Genomic DNA, 21239 nt, shown 5'->3' with positions numbered 1-21239 from the left:
GCCCGGCGGTGTTATGAGGCGAAGATGCGAACATTGCGGCTCACATTTCTCGATGGCGTTCTGGCGGGGGTAATCCTCGCGACTCTGCTGCTCTGCGTGGTGTGGATTGCGAACCCGGTGGACCCGGATGCCGCCCGTGCGGAGCTGATCGAGCTGAAGGCCGATTAACCTTGCCGGGCGCTTAATTCGCGCCGCCCCGGAACCGCCCGGCTTCCCGCGCTGCGGCCCGCAATGCGCCCGCTTTATTGACCGTTTCCTGAAATTCCGCTTCCGGCTCGCTGTCATAGACAACGCCGCCACCGGCTTGAATGTAGAGGGTTTTATCTTTCACCACCCCGGTGCGCAGCGCGATGCAAAGGTTCATATCGCCGCCCGCCGAGAAATACCCGACACCGCCGCCATAGACGCCGCGTTTTTCGGTTTCCAGCTCGTCAATAATCTCCATCGCCCGGATTTTGGGCGCGCCGGAGACGGTGCCCGCAGGCAGACCGGCGAGCAGGGCGGTCACGACATCATGCTGCTCCGCAAGCTGGCCCTCGACATTCGAGACGATGTGCATGACATGCGAATAGCGCTCAATGATGAACTTTTCCGTCGGTGTCACGGTGCCGGTTTGCGACACTTTGCCCACATCGTTTCGGCCGAGATCCAGCAGCATCAGATGCTCGGCTAGCTCCTTCGGGTCAGCGAGCAGATCCTCCTCCAGCGCCTTGTCCTCCGCCTCGGTCGCGCCGCGTTTGCGCGTGCCCGCAATCGGGCGGATCGTGACCTTGCCATTCTCGACCGAGACCAGCGTTTCCGGGCTCGCGCCGACGATCTGGAAATCGCCATAATTGAAATAGGTCATATAGGGCGACGGGTTGGTCCGGCGCAGCGCCCGGTAGAGGGAAAAGGGCGGCAGGTCAAAGGGCTGCGCCCATCTTTGCGAGGGGACAACCTGAAAAATATCGCCCGCGCGGATATAATCTTTCGCGGTCTCGACGATCTGGTGATAGCCTTCATGGCTGATATTCGAGACGGCGTCCGGCAGGTCCACCGGCTCGCCCGCGGGCTGGTGCGGAAGCGCGGCGGAGAGGCGCGTGGCGGCGGCTTCGATCCGCGCGGCGGCGGCCTCATAAGCGCTTTGCGTGTCGCGCCCCGCCCAGACCGGCGCGCAAAGAATGACCTCCCCCTTGGCGTTGTCATGAACGACCGTCAGCGCGGGCCGGGCCATGATCGCGTCGGGCGTGCCGAGCACATCGGGGTTCACATCGGGAAGATGCTCGACAAGGCGGATCATGTCATAGCCGAGATAGCCATAAAGCCCGGCGGCGATTTGCGGCAGTTCCACCGGCATCTCGATCCGGCTTTCGGCGAGCAGGGCGCGCAGCACGTCGAGCGGATGGCCCGGCACCGGTTCGAACAGGTCCTGTCTCAGCGCATTCCGGTTAATTTCGCTCGTCTCGCCATGGCAGCGCCAGATCAGATCCGGCTCCATCCCGATCAGCGAATAGCGGCCCTTCTGCGCGCCGCCGGTGACGGATTCGAGCATGAAACTCATCTCGCCCGCCCCGGCCAGTTTGAGCATCAGCGAGACCGGTGTGTCGAGGTCCGCCGGGAAGCGCGCCCACAGGATCTGGTTCAGCCCGCTGTCGTATTTGCGTTCGAAATCAGCGTAGTCCGGCGATATCTTCAATTCGGGATCTCCCCAAGGACGATGTCGATATTGGCCTGGTTGATCCGTGTCTCGTGCTTGCGCTGAAGCGCTTGGATGTAGAGCGTGTTGAGGTCGGATTTGCGGGCCTGACCGAGGACCGTGGCGACCTGATCGAGCACCTCCGAGCCGCCATCAAAGGGCGTGATCTCGGTGAGGCGCGCAACCGCGACATTCGCACCATCCGCGCCGCTCACGAGCGTGCCGGGTTCGGCCTCGAACAGCGCCGCTTTCAGCGCTTCGGGCAGGGCGCTCGGCCCGTTGCGGGTGAGGCCCTCAACCGTTTCCGCGCCTTCGGGCAACGCATCCGCCGCGACCATCTCCTCGGCCCGCGCGGTGAGCGCTCCGGCCAGTGCCTGCTCCTGCGCCCCAGCCTCCGCCAGCTCGCGGACCTCGTCGAAAGATTGCTGCGCTTCGGGGATGACTTCGAGAAGTTGCAGGGCGAAAATGCCGCCGCGGGTCAGCGGTTCGGCATCGGTCGGGAAATCGAGATCAGCGTTCTCGGCGGCGATCCGGAAGGCGGTATCCGTCGCAATACCCTCGCCATCATCGGCACCAATTTCGGTCTCGCCATAGGTGAGGGCGGTCTCGTCCGCAACCTCTTCTAGCGTCGCGCCGCCCGCCAGCATGTCATTCACCGTCTCCGACAGCGGGGCCATTTCGCTCTCCATCGCCCGCGCTGCAAGGTCGGCGCGGATCTCCGCCTCCACCTCTTCGAGCGGCGTTTCATTGGCCGGGATGATCGCGTTGACGCGGAAAAGCGCCGGTCCGAAATCTGTCTCGACCGGGCCCGCGATGCCGGTATCCGTCAGCGCAAACACCGTCTCCGCCGCCGCGCCAAGCGCATTGCGGCGCACGGCCCCAAGATCGGCTTGCTCCGGCGTTAAGCCAGCTTCCTCGAGCAGTTGGTCGAAACTCTTCTCACCGCTATCCACGGCAGCCTTGGCCGCATCGGCAGCCGCTTGATCGGAAAACACCAGCCGCTCCACGATCCGCTGCTCCGGCGTGTTGTAATCGGCCGCGCGCTCATAAGCGGCGCGCACATCCTCGTCGCCGATCTCCGCCGTCTCCGCATAAGTCTCCGGCGTCAGCGCGACATGGGCCACGCGGCGGCGCTCCGGCGCGACAAACGCTTCCAGATTGGCCTCGTAATACGCCTCAGCATCGGCGTCATCGACGGTGACGGGCGCGTCCAGCATGTCCTCGGTCACCATCGCCCATTCGGCGCTGCGCTGCTCATTGGCATAGGCCAGAAGCTGCGCCGCCGCCTCGGGCGCAGCCAGATCGCCGCCCTGAATCGCGGTCTGGATCATTCGCGACAGCTCATCGGCGCGCAGATTGTCTTCATAATCCGACGGCGAATAGCCGGAGCGGTTCAAGAGCGTGCGGTACGTCGCGGGATCAAACTGATCATTCGCACCCTGGAACGCCTCGGTCGCCTCAATCGCGGCGCGCAGCGTCTCATCGCTCACGCCAAGCCGCTGATCCGCGCCTTCCTCGCCAAGCGCGGCGGAGGAGACCAGATTGAAAAGCACTGCACGATCAATCCCTTGCGCCTGCATCTGGTCGCGGCTCACGGCGGTGCCGGTCTGCTGGGCGATCCGTTGCAACTGGTTGCGCAGATTGCGGTCATAGTCGTTCATCGTGACGTCGCTATCGCCGACGCTCGCCACCGTCGTCCCGGTGCTGCCGACCGAGCCGACCACGCCGAACCCGACCAGACTGACCGCGAGCAGCGCCATGATGATCCACATGAAAACCGAGCCGATGGAGCGTTTCGCCATGATATCCTCCGAAATCCTTGGCCCGTTCTAATGGCGCAATCGGGGCGCGACAAGGCGCGTTTGCCGTTGACTGCCGCGCCGGGCGGTTTATGTGGAAGCCATGGCTCAACCACCCTTGCTCACGCTCACCGATATTTCGCTCACCCATGGCGGCAATCCGCTGTTTTCCGGCCTCTCTCTGGTGATCGAACCGGGCGCGCGGATCTGCCTTGTCGGGCGGAACGGGTCGGGCAAATCGACGCTGATGAAGATCATGGCGGGGCTCGTCCAGGCCGATGAGGGCACGCGCTTTGTCCAGCCCGGCACGAGCGTCGCCTATATGGATCAGGACCCGGACCTCTCGGGCTATGCGCAACTGTTTGATTATGTGGCTGAAGGCTTGCCGGTCGAGGCGCATTATCAGGCGGAAATGGCGCTGGAAGGCGTTGCGCTCGATGGCACGCTGGACCCGGCCAAAGCGTCGGGCGGGGAGCGCCGCCGCTCCGCGCTGGCCCGTTTGCTGGCGCAGGATGCCGACCTCATGCTGCTCGACGAGCCGACCAACCATCTCGACATTCGCCTGATCGCCTGGCTGGAAGACCATTTGAAATCAACGCGTAAGGCGTTTGTCTTGATAAGCCACGACCGCGCCTTCCTGCGAGAGCTGACAAACCGCACCCTTTGGGTGGATCGCGGGCAGGTCCGCAGCGCGCCGCACGGGTTTGACGGGTTCGAGGACTGGCGTGACAAGGTGTTTGAGGAGGAGGACCAGCAGCGCCACAAGCTGGATCGCCTCATCAAATCCGAGGGCAAATGGGCCGTCGAAGGCATCTCCGCCCGTCGCAAACGCAATCAGGGCCGGGTGCGCCGTTTACAGGATCTGCGCTCCGAACGCGCCTCGCAGATTCGCCGCGCGGGACCGGCGGCGATGGCGCTCGAAAGCGGGCCGAACTCTGGCAAGCTCGTCTCCGAAGCCACCGGAATCTCGAAAGATTTCGGCGGCAAACCCATCGTGAAGGATTTTGATCTCAGGATCATGCGCGGCGACCGTGTGGCGCTGATCGGCCCGAATGGCGTGGGCAAAACGACGCTGCTGAAGATGCTGACAGGCGAGCTCGCGCCGGATGCGGGCCATATCCGTCTCGGCACCAATCTCGTGCCCGCCGTCTTTGATCAAACCCGCGCGCAACTCCTTGGCGAGAAAAGCCTTTGGGAGAATCTGACCGACGACGCGGAACTCGGGATCTCCGGCAAGAACGACCAGATCCTCGTGCGCGGCAAGCCCAAACATGTGGTCGGCTATCTCAAGGAATTTCTCTTCGATGAACGGCAGGCGCGCGGCCCCGTCTCGGCGCTTTCCGGCGGCGAGCGCGCCCGGCTGTTGCTCGCGAAAATCATGGCCAAAGAGAGCAATCTTCTGGTCCTCGACGAGCCCACAAACGATTTGGATGTGGAAACGCTCGATCTGCTGCAAGAGCTGATCGACGCCTATGACGGCACGGTTATGCTGGTCAGCCACGACCGCGATTTCCTCGACCGCGTCGCCAGTACTTCGATTGCGATGGAGGGCGATGGCCGCGCGACCGTCTATGCAGGCGGCTGGTCGGATTATCGGGCGATGAAGCCGAAAGAGGCGGCGCCCGCTCCGGAGAAAACCGCGCCGAAAGCCGAAGTAAAATCGCGTTCGAAATCAACGGTTTCGAAGCTGTCCTATAAGCAGGAAAAGCGCCTTCAGGATTTGCCGAAGGAAATGAGCCGGTTAGAGGCGGAAATTGCCAAGCTGGAGGAGCTGCTGGCCGATCCGGACCTTTACGCCCGCGAGCCAGTGAAGTTCAAGAAAGCCACCGAAGCGCTTGAAGAACGTCAGGAAAAGCTGGCGGCTTCCGAAGAGGAATGGTTGGAGATCGAGATGGAGCGCGAGGCGCTGGAAGGCTGAGCCTTGAATCGCTCCCGTGCCGCGATGGCGCTGCGATCTTCCACCGTGTCCGCCTCAATCGACTCCGCCCGCGCAGTGACATTGCGCACGTAATCCGACTTGTCCCCAAAACCGCCGCGTTTCAGCTTCGCCTGAAAATCCGCATCGCTGCGGGTGTAGTAATGATGCAGCGCGAAGGTCGCGAAAGACATTTCCTCTATGCACGGGCGCGCCTCTTCAAGCCGCACTCCCGCATCGTTAAACCCGCGTTTGTCATGGCTTGCCGTGCGGGCGTCATGCACCCCGATCACCGTGCAATCGCAAGGGTCCAAAAGGTTTTTGCACTTCGCCGCTTCGCCGCCATAGCCGTCCTTCGCGCGGGTCGTGAACGCATCCAGCGTCGAGGCGGGGCGCGCGCCCACACCGTTGCGGCCGAACATTCGCCAAGGCAGCAAGAGATGCCGCAGATGCGCCAGCGGCGCGAGCGCTTCATCGTAGTTTTGCGCCGTCACCGTCACCAAAAATTCGTCCACGTCAATGAAAGCCATCCAGCGATAATCCGCGCCGAAAGACTGGATCGCGTGGGCATAGGCCATGGGTTGACGCGACAGGCGCTGGCCCTCGCGGGTCTCAAGGTTAATCCTCCAAGGGATCACCGTAACCCGCTCAAACTTTTCAGCGATCTCTCTCTGCGCGGCCCCATCCTCATCGTCGTAAAGGTAGATATGGCGCGCACCGCCCGCGAGATGGAACGCGAGCCACTCCGCCAGAAACGGCGCTTCGCCTTTGGCAATCGTCACAATCGCCAAGCCGGCACGATCCGGGGCAGGGGTCGGCGGTTTCAGCGCATAGCGTGTCACCGGTTTCGGTGCGCGCCGCCAGAACATTATTTCGACTCGCGATCTAGTTTCAGGTTCAAAATCAGATGCTTCATCGTGCGGTTGATGTCGTCCGGGTTGTTCGGATCAATCTCATTCACCACCATATTCGCGCCCTTGAGCGGCGTCGATCCGCGGCAGACCACCATGAAGGCCGTATAGCCCTCCTGATAGTAACCCTTTGACGGCAAAGTGCTATTCGCGACGCAGGCGCGGCTCGGGTCCGGCGTGTCGCTCCAGTTGAACACAAGCACCACATGCTGGCGCACCGCATTCGAGCGCGTGCCCGGCGGCAGATAATTCCACACCATATCGGCGCGAAACCCGTTCGGTACATGCAGGAGCGGCACGATCTGGTTCGCGTCCATATTGGCGGACGGGCTGTTGTGGATCACCACCGGGATGCCGCCATCAGCGTTAAAAAAGGTCGGGCTGTAATTGCCGAAATCGAATTGTTGGGCGATCCGCGCGTCGTCCTCGAGACAGCCCGCGAGCGCGGTGAGGCCGGTCACGGCGAGTAGAGATTTGATCAGCTTCACAGGTCGATCTCCTCGGCAAAGCGGGCGTTTTCCTGAATATATTCAAAGCGCTCTTCGGGTTTCTTGCCCATGAGGCGGCTCACCAGATCGCCGGTCTCACCCGGCGTGTCCTCGTCGATCGACACGCGGATGAGGCTCCGGGTTTCCGGGTTCATCGTGGTTTCCTTGAGGTCTTTGGCGTCCATTTCGCCAAGCCCCTTGAACCGGCTCACCTCGATCTTGCCACGGCCGCCGAGACCCGTCTCCATCAGCTCGTTTTTCTCAAAATCATCAAGGCAGTATTCGCGGCGCGAGCCTTGCGTGAGGCGGTAGAGCGGCGGGCGGGCGAGGTAGAGATGGCCGCCGTCGATCATCGGGCGCATCTGGGTAAAGAAGAACGTCATGAGCAGCGAGGCGATATGCGCGCCGTCCACATCCGCGTCGGTCATGATGATGATGCGGTCGTAGCGCAGGTCTTCGAGGTTGAATTTCGTGCCCATGCCAACTCCAAGAGCCTGGCATATGTCGTTGATTTCCTGATTTTGTCCGAGCTTGGAGGAGGCCGCGCCGAGGACGTTCAGGATCTTGCCCTTGAGGGGAAGCAGCGCCTGCGTCTTGCGGTCCCGCGCGAGTTTGGCCGAGCCGCCCGCCGAGTCGCCCTCGACGATGAAAAGCTCGGTGCCAGCGCGGTCGGTCGCGGAGCAATCAACGAGTTTTCCCGGCAATCTCAGGCGCTTGGTCGCCGTCTTTCGCGCGGTTTCCTTCTCCGCCCGGCGGGCCATCCGCTCTTCGGCGCGCAGGATGAAATAGTCGAGGATCGCGCCCGCCGCTTTCGGATCCGCCGCGAGCCAGTTGTCGAAATGGTCGCGGACGGCGTTTTCCACAAGGCGCTGTGCTTCGGTGGTCGCCAGCCGGTCCTTGGTTTGGCCGACAAATTCCGGCTCACGGATGAATACAGAAATCAGCGCGCAGCCGCCCGCGAGAATGTCGTCGCGGGTGATTTTTGCGGCCTTGCGGTTCTCGATCAGCTCGCCATGGGCCTTGATGCCCTTGAGGATCGCCGACCAGAATCCGCTCTCATGGGTGCCGCCTTGCGGGGTCGGGACCGTGTTACAATAAGACGAAGTGAAGGCGTCACGTGAGGGCGTCCAGTTCACCGCCCATTCAACGGAGCCGGGCGTGTCCGGCCCGAAGCGTTCTTTGAATTCCACCTTACCGGCAAAGGGCTTATCGGAATATGTTGCGGCATTGCCGAGCGTTTCGTTGAGATAATCCGCAAGCCCGCCGGGGAAGTGAAACACGGCCTCTGCCGGGGTCTCACCCGCCAGCTCTTCGGGGCATTTCCAGCGGATTTCGACGCCCGAGAAGAGATAAGCTTTCGAGCGGACCATTTTGAACAGGCGCTCGGGCTTGAAGGCCAGTTTGCCGAAAATCTCCGCATCGGGATGGAAGGTGACGGTGGTGCCGCGGCGGTTCGGGGCCGCGCCGACTTTTTCGACCGGGCCTTGCGCAATGCCGCGCGAGAAGCTTTGGCGGTAAAGCTCGCGGTTCCGCGCGACCTCGACTACCAGCACGTCCGAGAGCGCGTTCACCACCGAAATCCCGACGCCGTGAAGGCCGCCCGAGGTCTCGTAAGCCTTACCGGAAAATTTACCGCCCGCATGGAGGGTGCAGAGAATGACTTCGAGCGCGGACTTGTCCGGGAAGCGGGGATGCGGATCGACTGGGATGCCGCGGCCATTGTCGCGGATCGTCACCGAGCCATCATCGTTCAGCGTGACCTCGATCCGGTCCGCGTGACCCGCCACGGCCTCGTCCATCGAGTTGTCCAGCACCTCTGCGACAAGGTGATGCAGCGCGCGCTCATCCGTGCCGCCAATATACATGCCGGGGCGCTTGCGAACGGGCTCAAGCCCTTCAAGAACCTCGATTTGGGAAGCGTTATACTCGTCATCGGCACCCTGTGCCGCAAAAAGATCGGTCATTCTCTGCTCGTGATTTTTCCCATCTTTTAGCCCGAAACGCGAAGGGGCTCAATCGCCTTGGCGCAAAGGTGAAAAATGCTGCACCGCATCTTAATTTTGTTTCTATGGTTAATATAGCATTGTCATGCAAACTCCATATGCCTTAACATTCGCCGTGGATTGAAACTCCTCATTGCGGAATGGAGCTGTAAGGCAGGATCATGGCCAAAGACAAAAAATCCGAAGAGCGCGAAGAGCGCGAAACCGCAGAAAAACGTGAAAAGAAGCTTCGCAAGGAGCTGAAATCCCTGATCGCGCGGTCACGGCGCTACGGTCAGGACGAATTTGCGCAGCATCTTGAAAATGCTTCGGAAGTTCTCGACAAACACGTTTAACTGTTCGCCCCGGCCCCACAAGGTCGGGGTTTTCGTTTGAAAGCAGGCGCTTTTGCGTCGCTTTAAGAGTAGGCGCAGGCGCGCGGTTTCAGACAGACACGAAAAAAGGGCCCCGATTTGGGGCCCTTCGCGTCTGGTCTTAAAGCTTAACAGCTATAATACATCTGATACTCGACCGGGTGCGGGGTCTGCTCATAGGCGTAAACCTCGTCCCATTTCAGGTCGATATAGCCCTCGATCTGGTCCTTGGTGAACACGTCGCCTGCGAGCAGGAAGTCGTGATCCTTGGCCAGTGCCTCCAGCGCCTCACGCAGCGAGCCGCAGACGGTCGGGATGCCTTCGAGCTCTTCGGGCGGCAGGTCATAGAGGTTCTTGTCCATCGCCTCGCCCGGATCGATCTTGTTCTTGATCCCGTCAAGACCAGCCATCAGCAGCGCCGCGAAAGCGAGATAGGGGTTCGCCGCCGGGTCCGGGAAACGGGCCTCGACGCGCTTGGCTTTCGGGCTCTCGGTCCACGGAATACGCACACAGCCCGAGCGGTTGCGCGCGGAATAGGCTCGCAGAACCGGCGCCTCAAAGCCCGGCACCAGACGCTTATAGCTGTTCGTCGTCGGGTTGGTGAAGGCGTTCAGCGTTTTCGCGTGCTTCAGGATCCCGCCGATGAAATAGAGCGCTTCCTGGCTGAGATCGGCATATTTGTCGCCGGCGAAGAGCGGCTTGCCGTCCTTCCAGATCGACATGTTGACATGCATCCCCGAGCCATTGTCGCCGCTATAGGGCTTGGGCATGAAGGTCGCGGATTTGCCGTAAGCGGCGGCGACATTATGCACAACATACTTATATTTCTGCACATTGTCGGCTTCATCGACCATCGAGGAGAAGATCAGACCAAGCTCGTGCTGACAGGACGCGACCTCGTGGTGATGCTTGTCCACATCCATGCCCATATTGGCCATGGTGGTCAGCATTTCGCCGCGAATATCCTGCGCCGCATCGACCGGGTTCACCGGGAAATAGCCGCCTTTGACGCCGGGACGATGGCCCATATTGCCCATCTCATACTCGGTGTCGCTATTCCAGGACGCATCAGCCGCATCAACCTCGAAGCTGACCTTGTTCATTTTGTTGGAAAAACGCACATCGTCGAAGAGGAAGAATTCCGGCTCCGGGCCGAAATAGGCCACATCGCCGATGCCGCTCGACTGGAGATAAGCTTCTGCCTTCACAGCCGTGCCGCGCGGGTCGCGGCCATAGGGCTCGCCCGTGTCCGGCTCAACCACATTGCAATGCACGCACATGGTTTTTTCCGCATAAAACGGGTCGATATAGGCCGATGCCGCATCGGGGATCAGCTTCATGTCGGAGGCTTCGATGGATTTCCAGCCGCCAATCGACGAGCCGTCAAACATGAAGCCTTCCTCAAGGAAATCCTCATCAACCTGGTTGCGCATCAGGGTCACATGCTGAAGCTTGCCGCGCGGATCGGTGAAACGCACATCGACATAGGCGATCTCTTCGTCGTCCAGCCGTTTGATCAGGTCCTGAATGTCACTCATTCTGTATCCTCAGTTTTTTACTCGCCCCATCTTAGGGGTCTGGTTGCGGCCTGTTTGGGCCTTTTCCTCCTGCGCCGCGATCTTGGGCCGCTGCGCCGAAATTCGTTAGGGAACGCAGTGGTTTAGAGCGCGTCCGGGCCATCCTCGCCGGTGCGGATGCGGATGGCTTGCTCCACGGGGCTGACAAAGATTTTGCCATCACCGATCTTGCCGGTTTTCGCAGCGTTCACAATCGCTTCGATCGCGGCATCCACCTGATCGGAGGCGAGCACCACTTCGACCTTCACCTTGGGCAGAAAATCCACCACATATTCCGCGCCGCGATAAAGCTCCGTATGGCCTTTCTGACGACCGAAGCCTTTGATTTCCGTCACGGTGAGACCTTGCACACCGATATCCTGCAGAGCCTCTTTCACCTCGTCGAGTTTGAAAGGCTTGATGATCGCTTCGATCTTCTTCATGGGCTGCGCCTCCTTGTGTGTTGTCACGCGCGTGTTTCGCGGCTGCCTTGGATGGAAACCGTCTCACGTGTCTGGAGCCGTTAGGCCATTGCGGGGGCAGGGAGGGCAAGCGGCGCTGCGCCTCTCGCGGCGGTTATCCGCGCGCATCCGGCGTGAATGCCTAAAAATTAGGCAATGTGGCGCGGAAATGTGCAGCGCCGGTGCGGGCCTGCCTCAATTCCGCGCAATCGCGCCGGGAATCGCTTCGCTTTACGCGGCTGGGATCTCGAAGAGCAGCCCCGCAATTTTGGTTGCAGGGTCTTCAGCGGGCGTGTTGATCACCGCGCTGATTTCCGGCTCGCAATAATATTTGCCCGGCTCGGTGATCGGGGTGAGGCTGATCGGCGCCTCCGCCGCCACCGCCAAGCCTTCGCCGCGCAGATTCACGATGCTGAGGGATTTCATGAGGGGACGTCTGAAATTGCCATCGCGGAAGGTTGAGAACGTCGCGCTGTTGTCTGCATTACCCGACGAAACAACCACTCCGCTTTCGTTCGCGGGATAGCATATGTAGTAGACGCCGATGAGAGCACCATCCACCGGCGATGCAACCTTCAGAGGAAGTGGATCTGCGGGAACGTCAATTACTCTGTTTGTAAACCGCTCACCAGAGGGAAATTCTGAGAGCAGACGCACCGTGGCGTCGCCCGTATAGAGAGGCTCGATTTTCGCGGGGACTGTTGCGGTCTCCATCGCCTTCAAAAATCCCTGAACGACAAATTTCATGATTTTGGGATCGCGCTTGTAATGCGCTGCGTCTGAGTAGGCATCGCGTCCCATACCACGCCGTCGCCAAGGCCAGATTGACTTTCGATACGCTTGCGATACGTCGAAGCTGCTAAGGCCGTAAGCATCGAACAAGGAGGCCAGACGCTCGTAATATGGGTCCCGGGACTTGCTCACCTCCTGTTCGCGCGCGGTCATGATGACAGGAACAAGCGGGCACCCGCGTTCGCGGCAAAGACGGATCAGGTGCTCCACATTATGCATCAGCAAATCATAAGAATAGTCGCTGATGAGATGATGGTTGAGATCGTTGATCGCATATTCCCAGACGACCAAATCGCCAGAAGTCGGCCCGTTGTCACCGAGAAACCTGTAAAGCGCCGCAAGAGAGGAGGACGCCCCAACAGATAAATTTCGCACCTCCTGATCCGTTTTCTCACTGAGGTGACTGACCCAGCCGTTTTGATAGAGTGAGTTGGATCCGCCCAGGACAACAATCGCCATAATTTAGCCTTCTTTACCGAGTTTGCCCCACATAGACCGGATGTCAGGTTACTGACAACTCCTTGCCGAATTCTAAAGGCGGCGCGCGCCGGGCAAGCGGTTGCGATTGAGGTGAGATCGCCATTGCGTTTGCGGGGAAGGGCTAGTATCACCCGACCGATTAAATCGCCCGCCTCACCGCGGGCGCGAGCGGGTGTGGCGAAATTGGCAGACGCACCAGATTTAGGTTCTGGCGCCGCGAGGCGTGGGGGTTCAAGTCCCTCCACCCGCACCAGATGACAGACCGCCGGGGAGGACTCGGCAGTGAGGATTGGACAAAGACATGCAGGTTAAAGAAATCGAAAACTCCGGGCTGACGCGCAAATATGAGCTGACCCTCCCGGCCTCCGATCTCGATGCCAAGGTGAACGAAAAGCTGGAAACCGCCCGCAAGGACTTCCAGATGAAAGGGTTCCGCAAAGGCAAGGCGCCGCTTTCGCTGATGAAGCAGATGTTCGGCAAATCGGTTCTGGGCGAGTCGCTCCAGGAAGCGATTGACGCGGCCATGGGCAAGCATTTCGAAGAGACCGGCGATCGCCCGGCGCAGCAGCCTGATGTCAAGATGACCAATGAGGAGTGGAAAGAGGGCGACGATGTGGTCGTCTCCCTTGAGTATGAAACGCTGCCCGAGGTTCCGGATGTCGATGTCAGCGACATCACCATCGAAAAGCCGGTCGTCGAGATCGAGGACGAGGCCGTGGACGAAGCGCTGCAAAACCTCGCCGGCTCGGCCAAGAACTACAAGCCGCGCGCCAAGACCCATAAAGCGAAAGACGGCGATCAGGTCGTGATTGATTTCGTCGGCAAGCTCGACGGGGAAGCGTTTGAAGGCGGCACCGCCGAAGATTACCCGCTGGTTCTGGGCTCGGGCTCGTTCATTCCGGGCTTCGAGGAGCAGGTTGTCGGCATGAAAACCGGCGATGAAAAAGACATCAACGTGACATTCCCGGAAAACTACGGCGCCGAGAATCTCGCCGGCAAAGAGGTTGTGTTCTCCGTGACCGCGAAAGAAGTCAAAGCACCGGAAGATGCGGAGATTGATGACGAGCTGGCCAAACAGTTCGGCATGGATGATCTTGACGCGCTCAAGGCGCAGGTTAAAGAGCGTCTCGGTGCGGAATATGAAAACGCGGCCCGTCAGGTCGTGAAGCGCCGCCTGATGGATGCGCTCGATGGCAAGGTCGATTTCGAACTGCCGCCGGCGCTGCTCACCGCGGAAGCCAACCAGATCGCGCATCAGCTTTGGCATGAGGAAAACCCGGATCATCAGGGTCATGACCATGGCGAGATCGAGCCGACTGATGAGCATAAGAAAATCGCGGAGCGCCGTGTGCGTCTCGGCCTTCTGCTCGCCGATATTGGCAACAAGAAAGAGATCGGCGTGTCCGATGCCGAGCTGCAGCAAGCGGTGATGAACCAGGCGCGTCAATATCCGGGTCAGGAGCGTCAGTTCTTTGAATTCGTTCAGAAGAACCCGCAGGCGCTCGACCAGATCCGCGCACCGCTCTTCGAGGACAAGGTTGTCGACCACATCCTTGAGCAGGCGAAAGTGGACGAGAAAGCGATCTCCAAAGACGATCTGCAAAAGCTGATCGAGGAAATGGACGAGGCGTAAGCCGGTCCGAGTGATCCGAGAAAGCCGCCCCAGCTTGGGCGGCTTTTTCATTTTGGGGTGGTGGTCGCCCGGTGGCTCGGGCAGGGTGCGCGGCAAAGGGAGGATGCGCGATGACAAAGACGATCATGATCACCGGCGCGACCGATGGGATCGGGCTTGCGACCGCCAAGATGCTCGCGGCGGAGGGTCATCATCTGCTGCTCCATGGCCGCAGCAAGGAAAAGCTCGACGCGGCGCTGGCGGAGATCGGCGGCGATCGCGAGGGCTATCTGGCGGATATGGCGGATCTTTCGGCGGTCGAAGCGCTGGCGGGTGAGGTGCTGGCCAAACACAACCGGATCGACGTGCTCATCAACAATGCGGGCGTGTTCAAAACGCCGCAGCCTGTTGCCGCGAACGGTCAGGACACGCGTTTCGTGGTCAACACCCTCGCGCCGATCCTGCTGACCCGCCGCTTGGCGCCCGCGCTCAAGGCGGACAGCCGTGTGGTGAACCTCTCCTCCGCCGCGCAAGCGCCGGTCGATCTTGCGGCTCTTCGCGGCGAGACGCGGCTGGAGGATTTCGACGCCTATGCCCAAAGCAAACTGGCGCTCACCATGTGGTCGCAGGAGGCCGCCAAAGCCGATGGCGGGCCGGTGATGATCGCGGTCAATCCGGGCTCGCTTCTGGGGAGCAAAATGGTGAAGGAAGGCTTTGGCCGGGTGAATGGCGAGGTGACGGTGGGTGCGGAGATCTTGAAAACCGCCGCGCTCTCCCCAGATTTTGCCGAAGCCAGTGGCCGCTATTTCGACAATGACAGCGGGGCCTTCGCCGCCCCGCATAGTGCCGCCAGCCAGCCCGAAACCGTGGCGGCCGTCCTCGCTGAGATCGACGGATTATTGCCATGAGTGAAGGGGCGCGGCGAAATTTCCCGCCCGCCCTTGCAGCCGCTTTCCGGCGGTCATAAACCTAATAGAAAGATTTTCCCGGCATCCGGGCAGATAAGCTTACTGAGGAGCGCAGGATGAAAGACCCCATTGAAACCTATATGAACCTCGTCCCGATGGTGGTCGAGCAGACGGCCCGCGGCGAGCGTGCCTATGACATTTTCTCGCGTCTTCTCAAAGAACGCATCATTTTCGTGTCCGGCCCGGTGCATGACGGTATGTCGACGCTGATCGTGGCGCAGCTTCTGTTTCTCGAAGCCGAGAACCCGAAGAAAGAAATCTCGATGTATATCAACTCGCCGGGCGGGGTCGTGACCTCGGGCCTGTCGATTTATGATACCATGCAATATATCCGCCCCAAGGTCTCGACGCTCTGTGTCGGGCAGGCGGCGTCCATGGGCTCGCTCCTGCTGACGGCGGGTGAAAAGGGGATGCGCTTCTCGCTCCCCAATAGCCGCATCATGGTCCACCAGCCCTCGGGCGGGTTCCAGGGGCAGGCGAGCGATATTGAGCTGCATGCCAAGGAGATCATCGAGCTGAAGAAACGCCTCAATGATATCTATGTCCACCACACCGGGCAGGACTATGAAACCGTGGAGAAATCGCTCGACCGCGACAACTTCATGACCGCAGAAAAGGCCAAAGACTGGGGCCTGATCGACGAAATCGTCGAAGAACGCGGAAAAACCGACGACGAAGGCGATAAATAAGCCATTTACAAGCTTCCCCTGATGGGTTCTGCTATTAGGGGAAGTGTGGAGAGAAAATGACCGAAACGACGGACAGCAAAAAGACCCTGTATTGCTCCTTTTGCGGCAAGAGCCAGCATGAGGTGCGCAAGCTGATCGCGGGTCCCACCGTGTTCATTTGCGACGAATGTGTCGAACTTTGCATGGACATCATCCGCGAAGAGCAGAAAAACGGCGCGATCAAGTCCGGCGAAGGGGTGCCCACACCCAAGGAAATCTTCCAGGTTCTCGATGATTATGTGATCGGGCAGGCGGTCGCCAAGCGCGTCCTCGCCGTGGCCGTTTACAACCATTACAAGCGCCTGAACAACGGCACAGCCGGCGATGTGGAACTGGCGAAATCCAACATCCTGCTGATCGGCCCGACGGGCTGCGGCAAGACGCTGCTCGCGCAGACGCTGGCCCGCATTCTCGACGTGCCGTTTACCATGGCCGATGCGACCACGCTGACCGAGGCGGGCTATGTCGGCGAGGATGTGGAAAACATCATCCTCAAGCTCCTGCAAGCCAGCGAATACAATGTCGAGCGCGCGCAGCGCGGCATCGTCTATATCGACGAGATCGACAAGATTTCGCGCAAATCGGACAATCCGTCGATCACCCGCGACGTGTCGGGTGAGGGGGTGCAGCAGGCGCTTCTCAAGATCATGGAAGGCACCGTGGCGAGTGTGCCGCCGCAAGGCGGGCGCAAGCATCCGCAGCAGGAATTCCTGCAGGTGGACACCTCGAACATCCTTTTCATCTGTGGCGGCGCCTTTGCCGGTCTCGACAAGATCATCGCGCAGCGCGGGCAGGGGACGTCCATGGGTTTCGGCGCCGATGTGAAAGAGCCGGATGCGCGCAGCGCCGGCGATCTCTTCACCGAGCTGGAGCCGGAAGATCTGCTGAAATTCGGGCTGATCCCGGAATTTGTCGGCCGTCTGCCCGTGATCGCGACCCTGACGGATCTCGATGAGGACGCGCTGGTCACGATCCTGACCGAGCCGAAAAACGCGCTGGTTAAGCAATATCAGCGCCTCTTCGATCTCGAAGGCGTCAAGCTGACCTTTACCGAGGACGCGCTTGCCGCCGTCGCGCAGAAGGCGATCTCCCGCAAGACGGGCGCGCGCGGTCTGCGCTCGATCATGGAAGAAATCCTGCTCGACACCATGTTCGACCTGCCCTCGATGGAAGGGGTTGAGGAGATCGTGGTGAAGGACGATGTGCTCAAAGGCGAAGCCAAGCCGCTCCTGATTTATGCGGAAGCGGCCAAGGAAAGCTCCGCGTCGTAAGGCTTTACCTTGCGGCGCGACCGGCGCATAACAGGCGCAAACTAGCGAGGGAATCCCATGGGTATTCTGGCCAAAATCTTTGCGTGGTGGGACGAGTCGAGCTTTGCGATGTGGTTCTACACCAAGCGCGCGGGCAACAAGGTCGGCGAAGATGCGCAGGGCAATATCTATTACCAGAATGGCAAGCGTCGCTGGGTGATTTATAACGGCGAGGCCGAGGGCAGCCGCGTGCCGCCCGAATGGCATGGCTGGCTGCATCACACATGGGAAGAGCCGCCGACGGAGCGCCCGCTTGTGCGCCGCGAATGGGAACTGCCGCATCAGCCCAATCTGACCGGCACGCCGCTGGCCTATCACCCGCCGGGCAGCCTTTATAACGGCGCGCCGCAGGTGGAAGGCAAATACGAGGCATGGCAGCCCGAATGACCCGTTTTCTGATGGCCCTCGCGCTGCTCGCCTCGCCGGTGACCGCGCAGGATTTCTCGACCATGAATACCCATGAGGCGAATGTCGCCGTGCTGCGCGGTCTCGACATGCTGACCGGGCGGACGGTGGAATTCACCATGAATGTGGGCGAGACGCGCGGCTTTGAGCGCCTCAACCTCACCCTTGAGGAGTGCCGTTATCCTGGCGGGCAGCGGGCGACCAATTCGCTCGCGCATCTCAAGGTGACGGATCAGCGGCAGGATGAGGGCCTTTTTGATGGCTGGATCTTCGCGCAAAGCCCGGCCCTCAATGCGCTGGAACATCCGCGCTATGATGTCTGGCTGATCAGCTGCGAGGTTCAGGAGTAAGCCGCACCAGCGCGTCCCGAAGCGCCGTCTCGCGAGGCAGCGCAAAGAAATTCGCTTTCTTCTCAAGCCCATGGGGCAGAACCTTCATGTAATCCGGCTGCGGAATCTCAACCCCGCCCATACTGGCGAGATGGTCCGTCAGAAACTGCGTGTCGAACAGCATGAAGCCGCCCGCGACGAGCCGGTCCATCACCGCGACGAGCGCGAGTTTGGAGCCGTTCGTAGCGTCCGAAAACATGCTCTCTCCAAAAAACGCGCCACCGATCACCACGCCGTAAATACCGCCGAGCCGGGTCTCGCCATCATAGACGCCAAGCGCCTCTGCATGGCCGATCTCATTGAGCTTGCTGTAAAGCTCCAGCAGCGGCGCGTTGATCCAACTGCCTTCCCGGCGCTGCCCGCAGCGGCCCATGATGCTGAGAAAGTCGCTCTCCACCCGCGCCACATAGTCGTTTTTGCGAATGCTGCGCGCGAGACTGCGGGAGATATGCAACTTGCCGATGGGGATCAGCCCGCGCATCCGCGGCTCGTAGAATTTGAAATCCGGCGAGGTCTCGCTCTCGGCCATGGGAAACCAGCCGCGCCGATAGGCGGTCAGCAGATCCGCAGGCGTTATCAAACCGTTCATCCTTAAGAAATATGAGAGAACGCCGCGTTTTGGAACGCTAAACTGGGCCGGATTAAAAAAAGATGCGCGGGTCGAAGAGAACCGCGCATCTTGTTCTTCTCAAATGAGAAATTGGATTATTCGGCCTCTTGGGCCGCCAGCCACTTCTCCAGCCAGTGAATATTGTAATTCCCGGTGTGAATGTCTTTTTCGTCGAGCAGCGCGCGGAAGAGCGGCACCGTGGTGTCGATTCCATCCACGATCAGCTCCTGCAAACAGCGGTCGAGCCGCGCGAGCGCCGTGCGCCGGTCCACACCCTTGACGATCAGCTTGGCGATCAGGCTGTCGTAATAGGGCGGGATCGTGTAGCCCTGATAGAGTCCGCTATCCATGCGCACACCGTTGCCGCCGGGCGCATGATAGGCCTTGATCGTGCCCGGAGAGGGCGTGAAATTCGGCAGCTTCTCGGCGTTGATCCGCACCTCGATGGCGTGACCGCGCGGGTAAAGCTCGTCCTGGTTGAGGCTCATCTCTTCGCCCGCCGCGACGCGGATCTGCTCGGCCACGAGGTCGATATTATAGGCCAGTTCCGTCACCGGATGCTCCACCTGAAGGCGGGTGTTCATCTCGATGAAATAGAACTCGCCATCCTCATAGAGAAACTCGATCGTGCCGGCGCCGATATAGTTAATCGCGGCGACCGCATCGGCGCAGGTCTGGCCAATCCGCGCGCGGGTTTCGTCGTCGATCACCGGGGACGGGGCCTCTTCGAGCACCTTCTGGTGACGGCGCTGGAGCGAGCAGTCACGCTCGCCGAGATGGACCGCCTTGCCCTTACCATCGCCAAAGACCTGAATCTCGATGTGACGCGGCTTTTCGAGATATTTCTCGAGATAGACCTCGTCATTGCCGAACGCCGCCTTGGCTTCCGAGCGGGCCGAGCCGAAGGCATGTTCGATATCCGCTTCGGTCTTGGCGAGCTTCATGCCGCGCCCGCCGCCGCCCGCCGTCGCCTTGACGATGACCGGATAGCCGATCTCCTTGGCGAGTTTCTTGGCGGTCGCCACATCCGGCACGCCACCATCGGAGCCGGGCACGCAGGGCACGCCGAGCTTTTTCATGGTCTCTTTGGCGGTGATCTTGTCGCCCATGATGCGGATATGCTCCGCCGTCGGGCCGACAAAGGTGAGGCCGTGATCCTCGACCACCTGCACGAAATTGGCGTTTTCCGAGAGGAATCCGTAGCCCGGATGGATCGCTTCCGCGCCGGTGACTTCCGCCGCCGAGATGATGGCCGGGAAGCTCAAATAGCTTTGCGCGGAGGCGGGCGGGCCGATACAGACGCTCTCATCGGCCATGCGCACATGCATCGCATCCGCATCGGCGGTGGAGTGGACGGCGACCGTCTTGATCCCCATTTCGCGGCAGGCGCGCTGGATGCGAAGGGCGATTTCGCCTCGGTTGGCGATCAGCAGCTTGTTGAACATATCAGCTGAGCACCACCAGCGGCGCGCCATATTCGACCGGGTTGCCATCCTCGACAAGGATGCGCTTCACGGTCCCGGCGCGCGGCGCGGGAATGTGGTTCATGGTTTTCATCGCTTCGACGATGAGCAGGGTCTGGCCCTCTTTCACCTTGTCGCCGACCTCGATAAAGGCCGCGGCGCCCGGCTCGGGCGAGAGATACGCCGTGCCGACCATGGGCGAGGTGACTGCATCGGGATCGAGCGCCGGATCCTCGGGCGCGCTCTCGGCGGCGGCAGGCGCGGCGCTTTGCGCGGGTGCCGGCGCCGCAGCGGGCGCCGGTGCATAGGTCATTTGCTGGGCGGGCGCTGCGGGGAACTGGCGCGCGACACGCACATCCAGCGCGTCATCCTCACCATATTCACGGCGCACTTCCAGCTCGGTCAGATCGTTGTCGCGCAGGAGTTTCGCCAGAGCTTCGATAAAGGCGACGTCTGCGTCATGTGTGGGCTTGCTCATAAGTCCTCAGATTTTTGTTTGACTCGTTTATAGGCGTTAAATGACGTTAGGAAAAGTGTCTCTGCACACGCGAATGTGTGTGTCAGCTCCGCGCGTCCGCCACGGCCTCTTCAATACGATCCTGCGGGATATAGCCGCGGAAAATCTGGTCGCCAATCACGAATTGCGGGGTGCCTTGCAGGCCAAGAGCCGCCGCCAAGTCCATGTTTTTGTTAAGGCGCGTTGCGATCTCATCGCTTTTCGCCCGCTCTTTGATCTCGGCCGGATCCAGCCCGGCTTCGGTGATCGCCGCATCGAGGGCCTCCTCGGAGAGCCGCCCTTGCGCGCGCATCAGAATGTCGTTGAAGCTGGCATAAGCCTCGCCGCCGCCGATTTCCTGCACCGCAAGCGCGATGCGCGCGGCCTCGACGGAGGCGTCACCAAGCTGGGGGAACTCCTTGAGAACAAGGCGAATATTGCCATCGTCTTCCAGCGTCGCCATCACATCCTCATGGGCGCGTTTGCACCAGCCGCATTGGTAGTCGATGAACTCGACAATCGTGACATCGCCATCCGGGTTGCCGCCGACATGGGAATAGCCGTCATTCAACAGATCATCCTGACGGGCGGAGAGGGCGGCGCGGGCTTCGTTCTCCGCCTGCTCCATCTGCCAGGTTTGCAGCGCGTCGATGGCTTCGGCCAGAACCTGCGGGTCTTCAATGAGATAGTCGCGCATTTCGGACCGGAAGGCTTCGCGCTCGGCATCGGTCATATTGGTGATGTCGAATGCAAGGGCGGGCGTCGCTGCAATCATGCTGGCGGCGAGAAGAAGATGTTTCATGGCTCTGGCCTTTGGGTTTGGCA

The 21239-nt window shown here is 60.6% G+C and carries 21 protein-coding genes and 1 tRNA gene; 10 read left to right on the top strand and 12 right to left on the bottom strand.

What is annotated here, in order from left to right:
• Positions 1-24: 24 nt before the first annotated feature.
• Positions 25-168, top strand: coding sequence for a hypothetical protein (locus ACMA5I_RS12345; RefSeq protein ID WP_525886584.1), 144 nt, complete (start codon positions 25-27; stop codon positions 166-168).
• Positions 169-181: 13 nt separating this feature from the next.
• Here the strand turns inward: ACMA5I_RS12345 and trpE are convergent, their stop codons facing one another.
• Together trpE and ACMA5I_RS12335 are read right to left on the bottom strand one after the other, a co-directional pair.
• Positions 182-1675: an anthranilate synthase component I gene (gene trpE / locus ACMA5I_RS12340; protein WP_525886583.1), complete on the bottom strand. Its 1494-nt coding sequence runs from the start codon at positions 1673-1675 to the stop codon at positions 182-184.
• On the bottom strand, positions 1672-3477 hold the full coding sequence (locus tag ACMA5I_RS12335) for a peptidylprolyl isomerase (RefSeq protein WP_525886582.1): 1806 nt from the start codon (positions 3475-3477) through the stop codon (positions 1672-1674). Before ACMA5I_RS12335 ends, trpE begins: the two co-directional genes overlap by 4 nt.
• A 100-nt stretch (positions 3478-3577) precedes the next feature.
• Here ACMA5I_RS12335 and ACMA5I_RS12330 point away from each other — a divergent pair, with 100 nt between their 5' ends.
• Positions 3578-5392, top strand: a complete 1815-nt coding sequence (locus ACMA5I_RS12330) for an ABC-F family ATP-binding cassette domain-containing protein (protein ID WP_525886581.1) — start codon at positions 3578-3580, stop codon at positions 5390-5392.
• Here the strand turns inward: ACMA5I_RS12330 and ACMA5I_RS12325 are convergent.
• From ACMA5I_RS12325 to parE, 3 genes are read right to left on the bottom strand one after another with little or no spacing between them, the layout of a single operon-like run.
• Positions 5320-6258, bottom strand: coding sequence for a glycosyltransferase family 92 protein (locus ACMA5I_RS12325; protein WP_525886580.1), 939 nt, complete (start codon positions 6256-6258; stop codon positions 5320-5322). The genes ACMA5I_RS12330 and ACMA5I_RS12325 overlap by 73 nt on opposite strands.
• Complete coding sequence (locus tag ACMA5I_RS12320) at positions 6258-6788, bottom strand: hypothetical protein (protein WP_525886579.1); 531 nt, start codon at positions 6786-6788, stop codon at positions 6258-6260. The genes ACMA5I_RS12325 and ACMA5I_RS12320 overlap by 1 nt, the downstream gene beginning before the upstream one ends.
• Positions 6785-8752, bottom strand: a complete 1968-nt coding sequence (gene parE / locus ACMA5I_RS12315) for a DNA topoisomerase IV subunit B (protein WP_525886578.1) — start codon at positions 8750-8752, stop codon at positions 6785-6787. The genes ACMA5I_RS12320 and parE overlap by 4 nt, the downstream gene beginning before the upstream one ends.
• Positions 8753-8952: 200 nt before the next feature.
• On the opposite strand from parE, the gene ACMA5I_RS12310 reads away from it, so the two are divergent.
• The gene (locus ACMA5I_RS12310) at positions 8953-9126 is read left to right on the top strand and encodes a hypothetical protein (protein ID WP_525886577.1); all 174 of its coding nucleotides are present in this window, start codon (positions 8953-8955) and stop codon (positions 9124-9126) included.
• Between the two features lie 146 nt (positions 9127-9272).
• Here ACMA5I_RS12310 and glnA read toward each other — a convergent pair whose 3' ends face one another.
• The 3 genes from glnA to ACMA5I_RS12295 all read right to left on the bottom strand — a co-directional run bounded on the left by glnA (position 9273) and on the right by ACMA5I_RS12295 (position 12412).
• Positions 9273-10682, bottom strand: coding sequence for a type I glutamate--ammonia ligase (gene glnA / locus ACMA5I_RS12305; protein ID WP_525886576.1), 1410 nt, complete (start codon positions 10680-10682; stop codon positions 9273-9275).
• Between the two features lie 122 nt (positions 10683-10804).
• Positions 10805-11143 (bottom strand): P-II family nitrogen regulator, encoded by a 339-nt coding sequence (locus ACMA5I_RS12300; RefSeq protein ID WP_525886575.1) that lies wholly within the window; start codon positions 11141-11143, stop codon positions 10805-10807.
• 249 nt (positions 11144-11392) lie between these two features.
• The gene (locus ACMA5I_RS12295) at positions 11393-12412 is read right to left on the bottom strand and encodes an SGNH/GDSL hydrolase family protein (protein WP_525886574.1); all 1020 of its coding nucleotides are present in this window, start codon (positions 12410-12412) and stop codon (positions 11393-11395) included.
• Positions 12413-12601: 189 nt separating this feature from the next.
• Between ACMA5I_RS12295 and ACMA5I_RS12290 the strand changes: the two genes are divergently transcribed.
• The 7 genes from ACMA5I_RS12290 to ACMA5I_RS12260 all read left to right on the top strand — a co-directional run bounded on the left by ACMA5I_RS12290 (position 12602) and on the right by ACMA5I_RS12260 (position 17806).
• Positions 12602-12686: transfer RNA gene (locus tag ACMA5I_RS12290), tRNA-Leu, on the top strand.
• Between the two features lie 48 nt (positions 12687-12734).
• Positions 12735-14066, top strand: coding sequence for a trigger factor (gene tig / locus ACMA5I_RS12285; protein ID WP_525886573.1), 1332 nt, complete (start codon positions 12735-12737; stop codon positions 14064-14066).
• A 110-nt stretch (positions 14067-14176) separates the two neighbouring features.
• Positions 14177-14953: an SDR family NAD(P)-dependent oxidoreductase gene (locus tag ACMA5I_RS12280; RefSeq protein ID WP_525886572.1), complete on the top strand. Its 777-nt coding sequence runs from the start codon at positions 14177-14179 to the stop codon at positions 14951-14953.
• A gap of 116 nt (positions 14954-15069) precedes the next feature.
• Complete coding sequence (clpP, locus tag ACMA5I_RS12275; protein WP_525886571.1) at positions 15070-15702, top strand: ATP-dependent Clp endopeptidase proteolytic subunit ClpP; 633 nt, start codon at positions 15070-15072, stop codon at positions 15700-15702.
• A 56-nt stretch (positions 15703-15758) separates the two neighbouring features.
• Positions 15759-17012 carry an ATP-dependent Clp protease ATP-binding subunit ClpX gene (clpX, locus tag ACMA5I_RS12270; RefSeq protein ID WP_525886570.1) on the top strand — a complete coding sequence of 418 codons (1254 nt, stop codon included), beginning with the start codon at positions 15759-15761 and terminating at the stop codon, positions 17010-17012.
• 57 nt (positions 17013-17069) lie between these two features.
• Complete coding sequence (locus tag ACMA5I_RS12265) at positions 17070-17438, top strand: NADH:ubiquinone oxidoreductase subunit NDUFA12 (protein ID WP_525886569.1); 369 nt, start codon at positions 17070-17072, stop codon at positions 17436-17438.
• Entirely contained in the window at positions 17435-17806 is a 372-nt protein-coding gene (locus tag ACMA5I_RS12260; RefSeq protein WP_525886568.1) for a DUF2155 domain-containing protein, read from the top strand. Before ACMA5I_RS12265 ends, ACMA5I_RS12260 begins: the two co-directional genes overlap by 4 nt.
• Here ACMA5I_RS12260 and aat read toward each other — a convergent pair.
• From aat to ACMA5I_RS12240, 4 genes are all read right to left on the bottom strand, one after another.
• A complete protein-coding gene (aat, locus tag ACMA5I_RS12255; RefSeq protein ID WP_525886567.1) occupies positions 17784-18434 on the bottom strand; it encodes a leucyl/phenylalanyl-tRNA--protein transferase in 651 nt (216 codons plus the stop codon). The two genes, ACMA5I_RS12260 and aat, sit on opposite strands and share 23 nt — an antisense overlap.
• A gap of 116 nt (positions 18435-18550) precedes the next feature.
• A complete protein-coding gene (gene accC / locus ACMA5I_RS12250; RefSeq protein WP_525886566.1) occupies positions 18551-19900 on the bottom strand; it encodes an acetyl-CoA carboxylase biotin carboxylase subunit in 1350 nt (449 codons plus the stop codon).
• A gap of 1 nt (position 19901) precedes the next feature.
• Positions 19902-20396 carry an acetyl-CoA carboxylase biotin carboxyl carrier protein gene (gene accB / locus ACMA5I_RS12245; protein WP_525886565.1) on the bottom strand — a complete coding sequence of 165 codons (495 nt, stop codon included), beginning with the start codon at positions 20394-20396 and terminating at the stop codon, positions 19902-19904.
• A gap of 82 nt (positions 20397-20478) precedes the next feature.
• Positions 20479-21216: a DsbA family protein gene (locus ACMA5I_RS12240; protein ID WP_525886564.1), complete on the bottom strand. Its 738-nt coding sequence runs from the start codon at positions 21214-21216 to the stop codon at positions 20479-20481.
• Positions 21217-21239 lie beyond the last annotated feature (23 nt).

It is taken from the genome of Jujubicoccus corallicola (assembly GCF_047345645.1).
GTDB lineage: Bacteria > Pseudomonadota > Alphaproteobacteria > Rhodobacterales > Rhodobacteraceae > JBLEFH01.
This window is presented reverse-complemented; position numbering and strand designations above follow the sequence as displayed.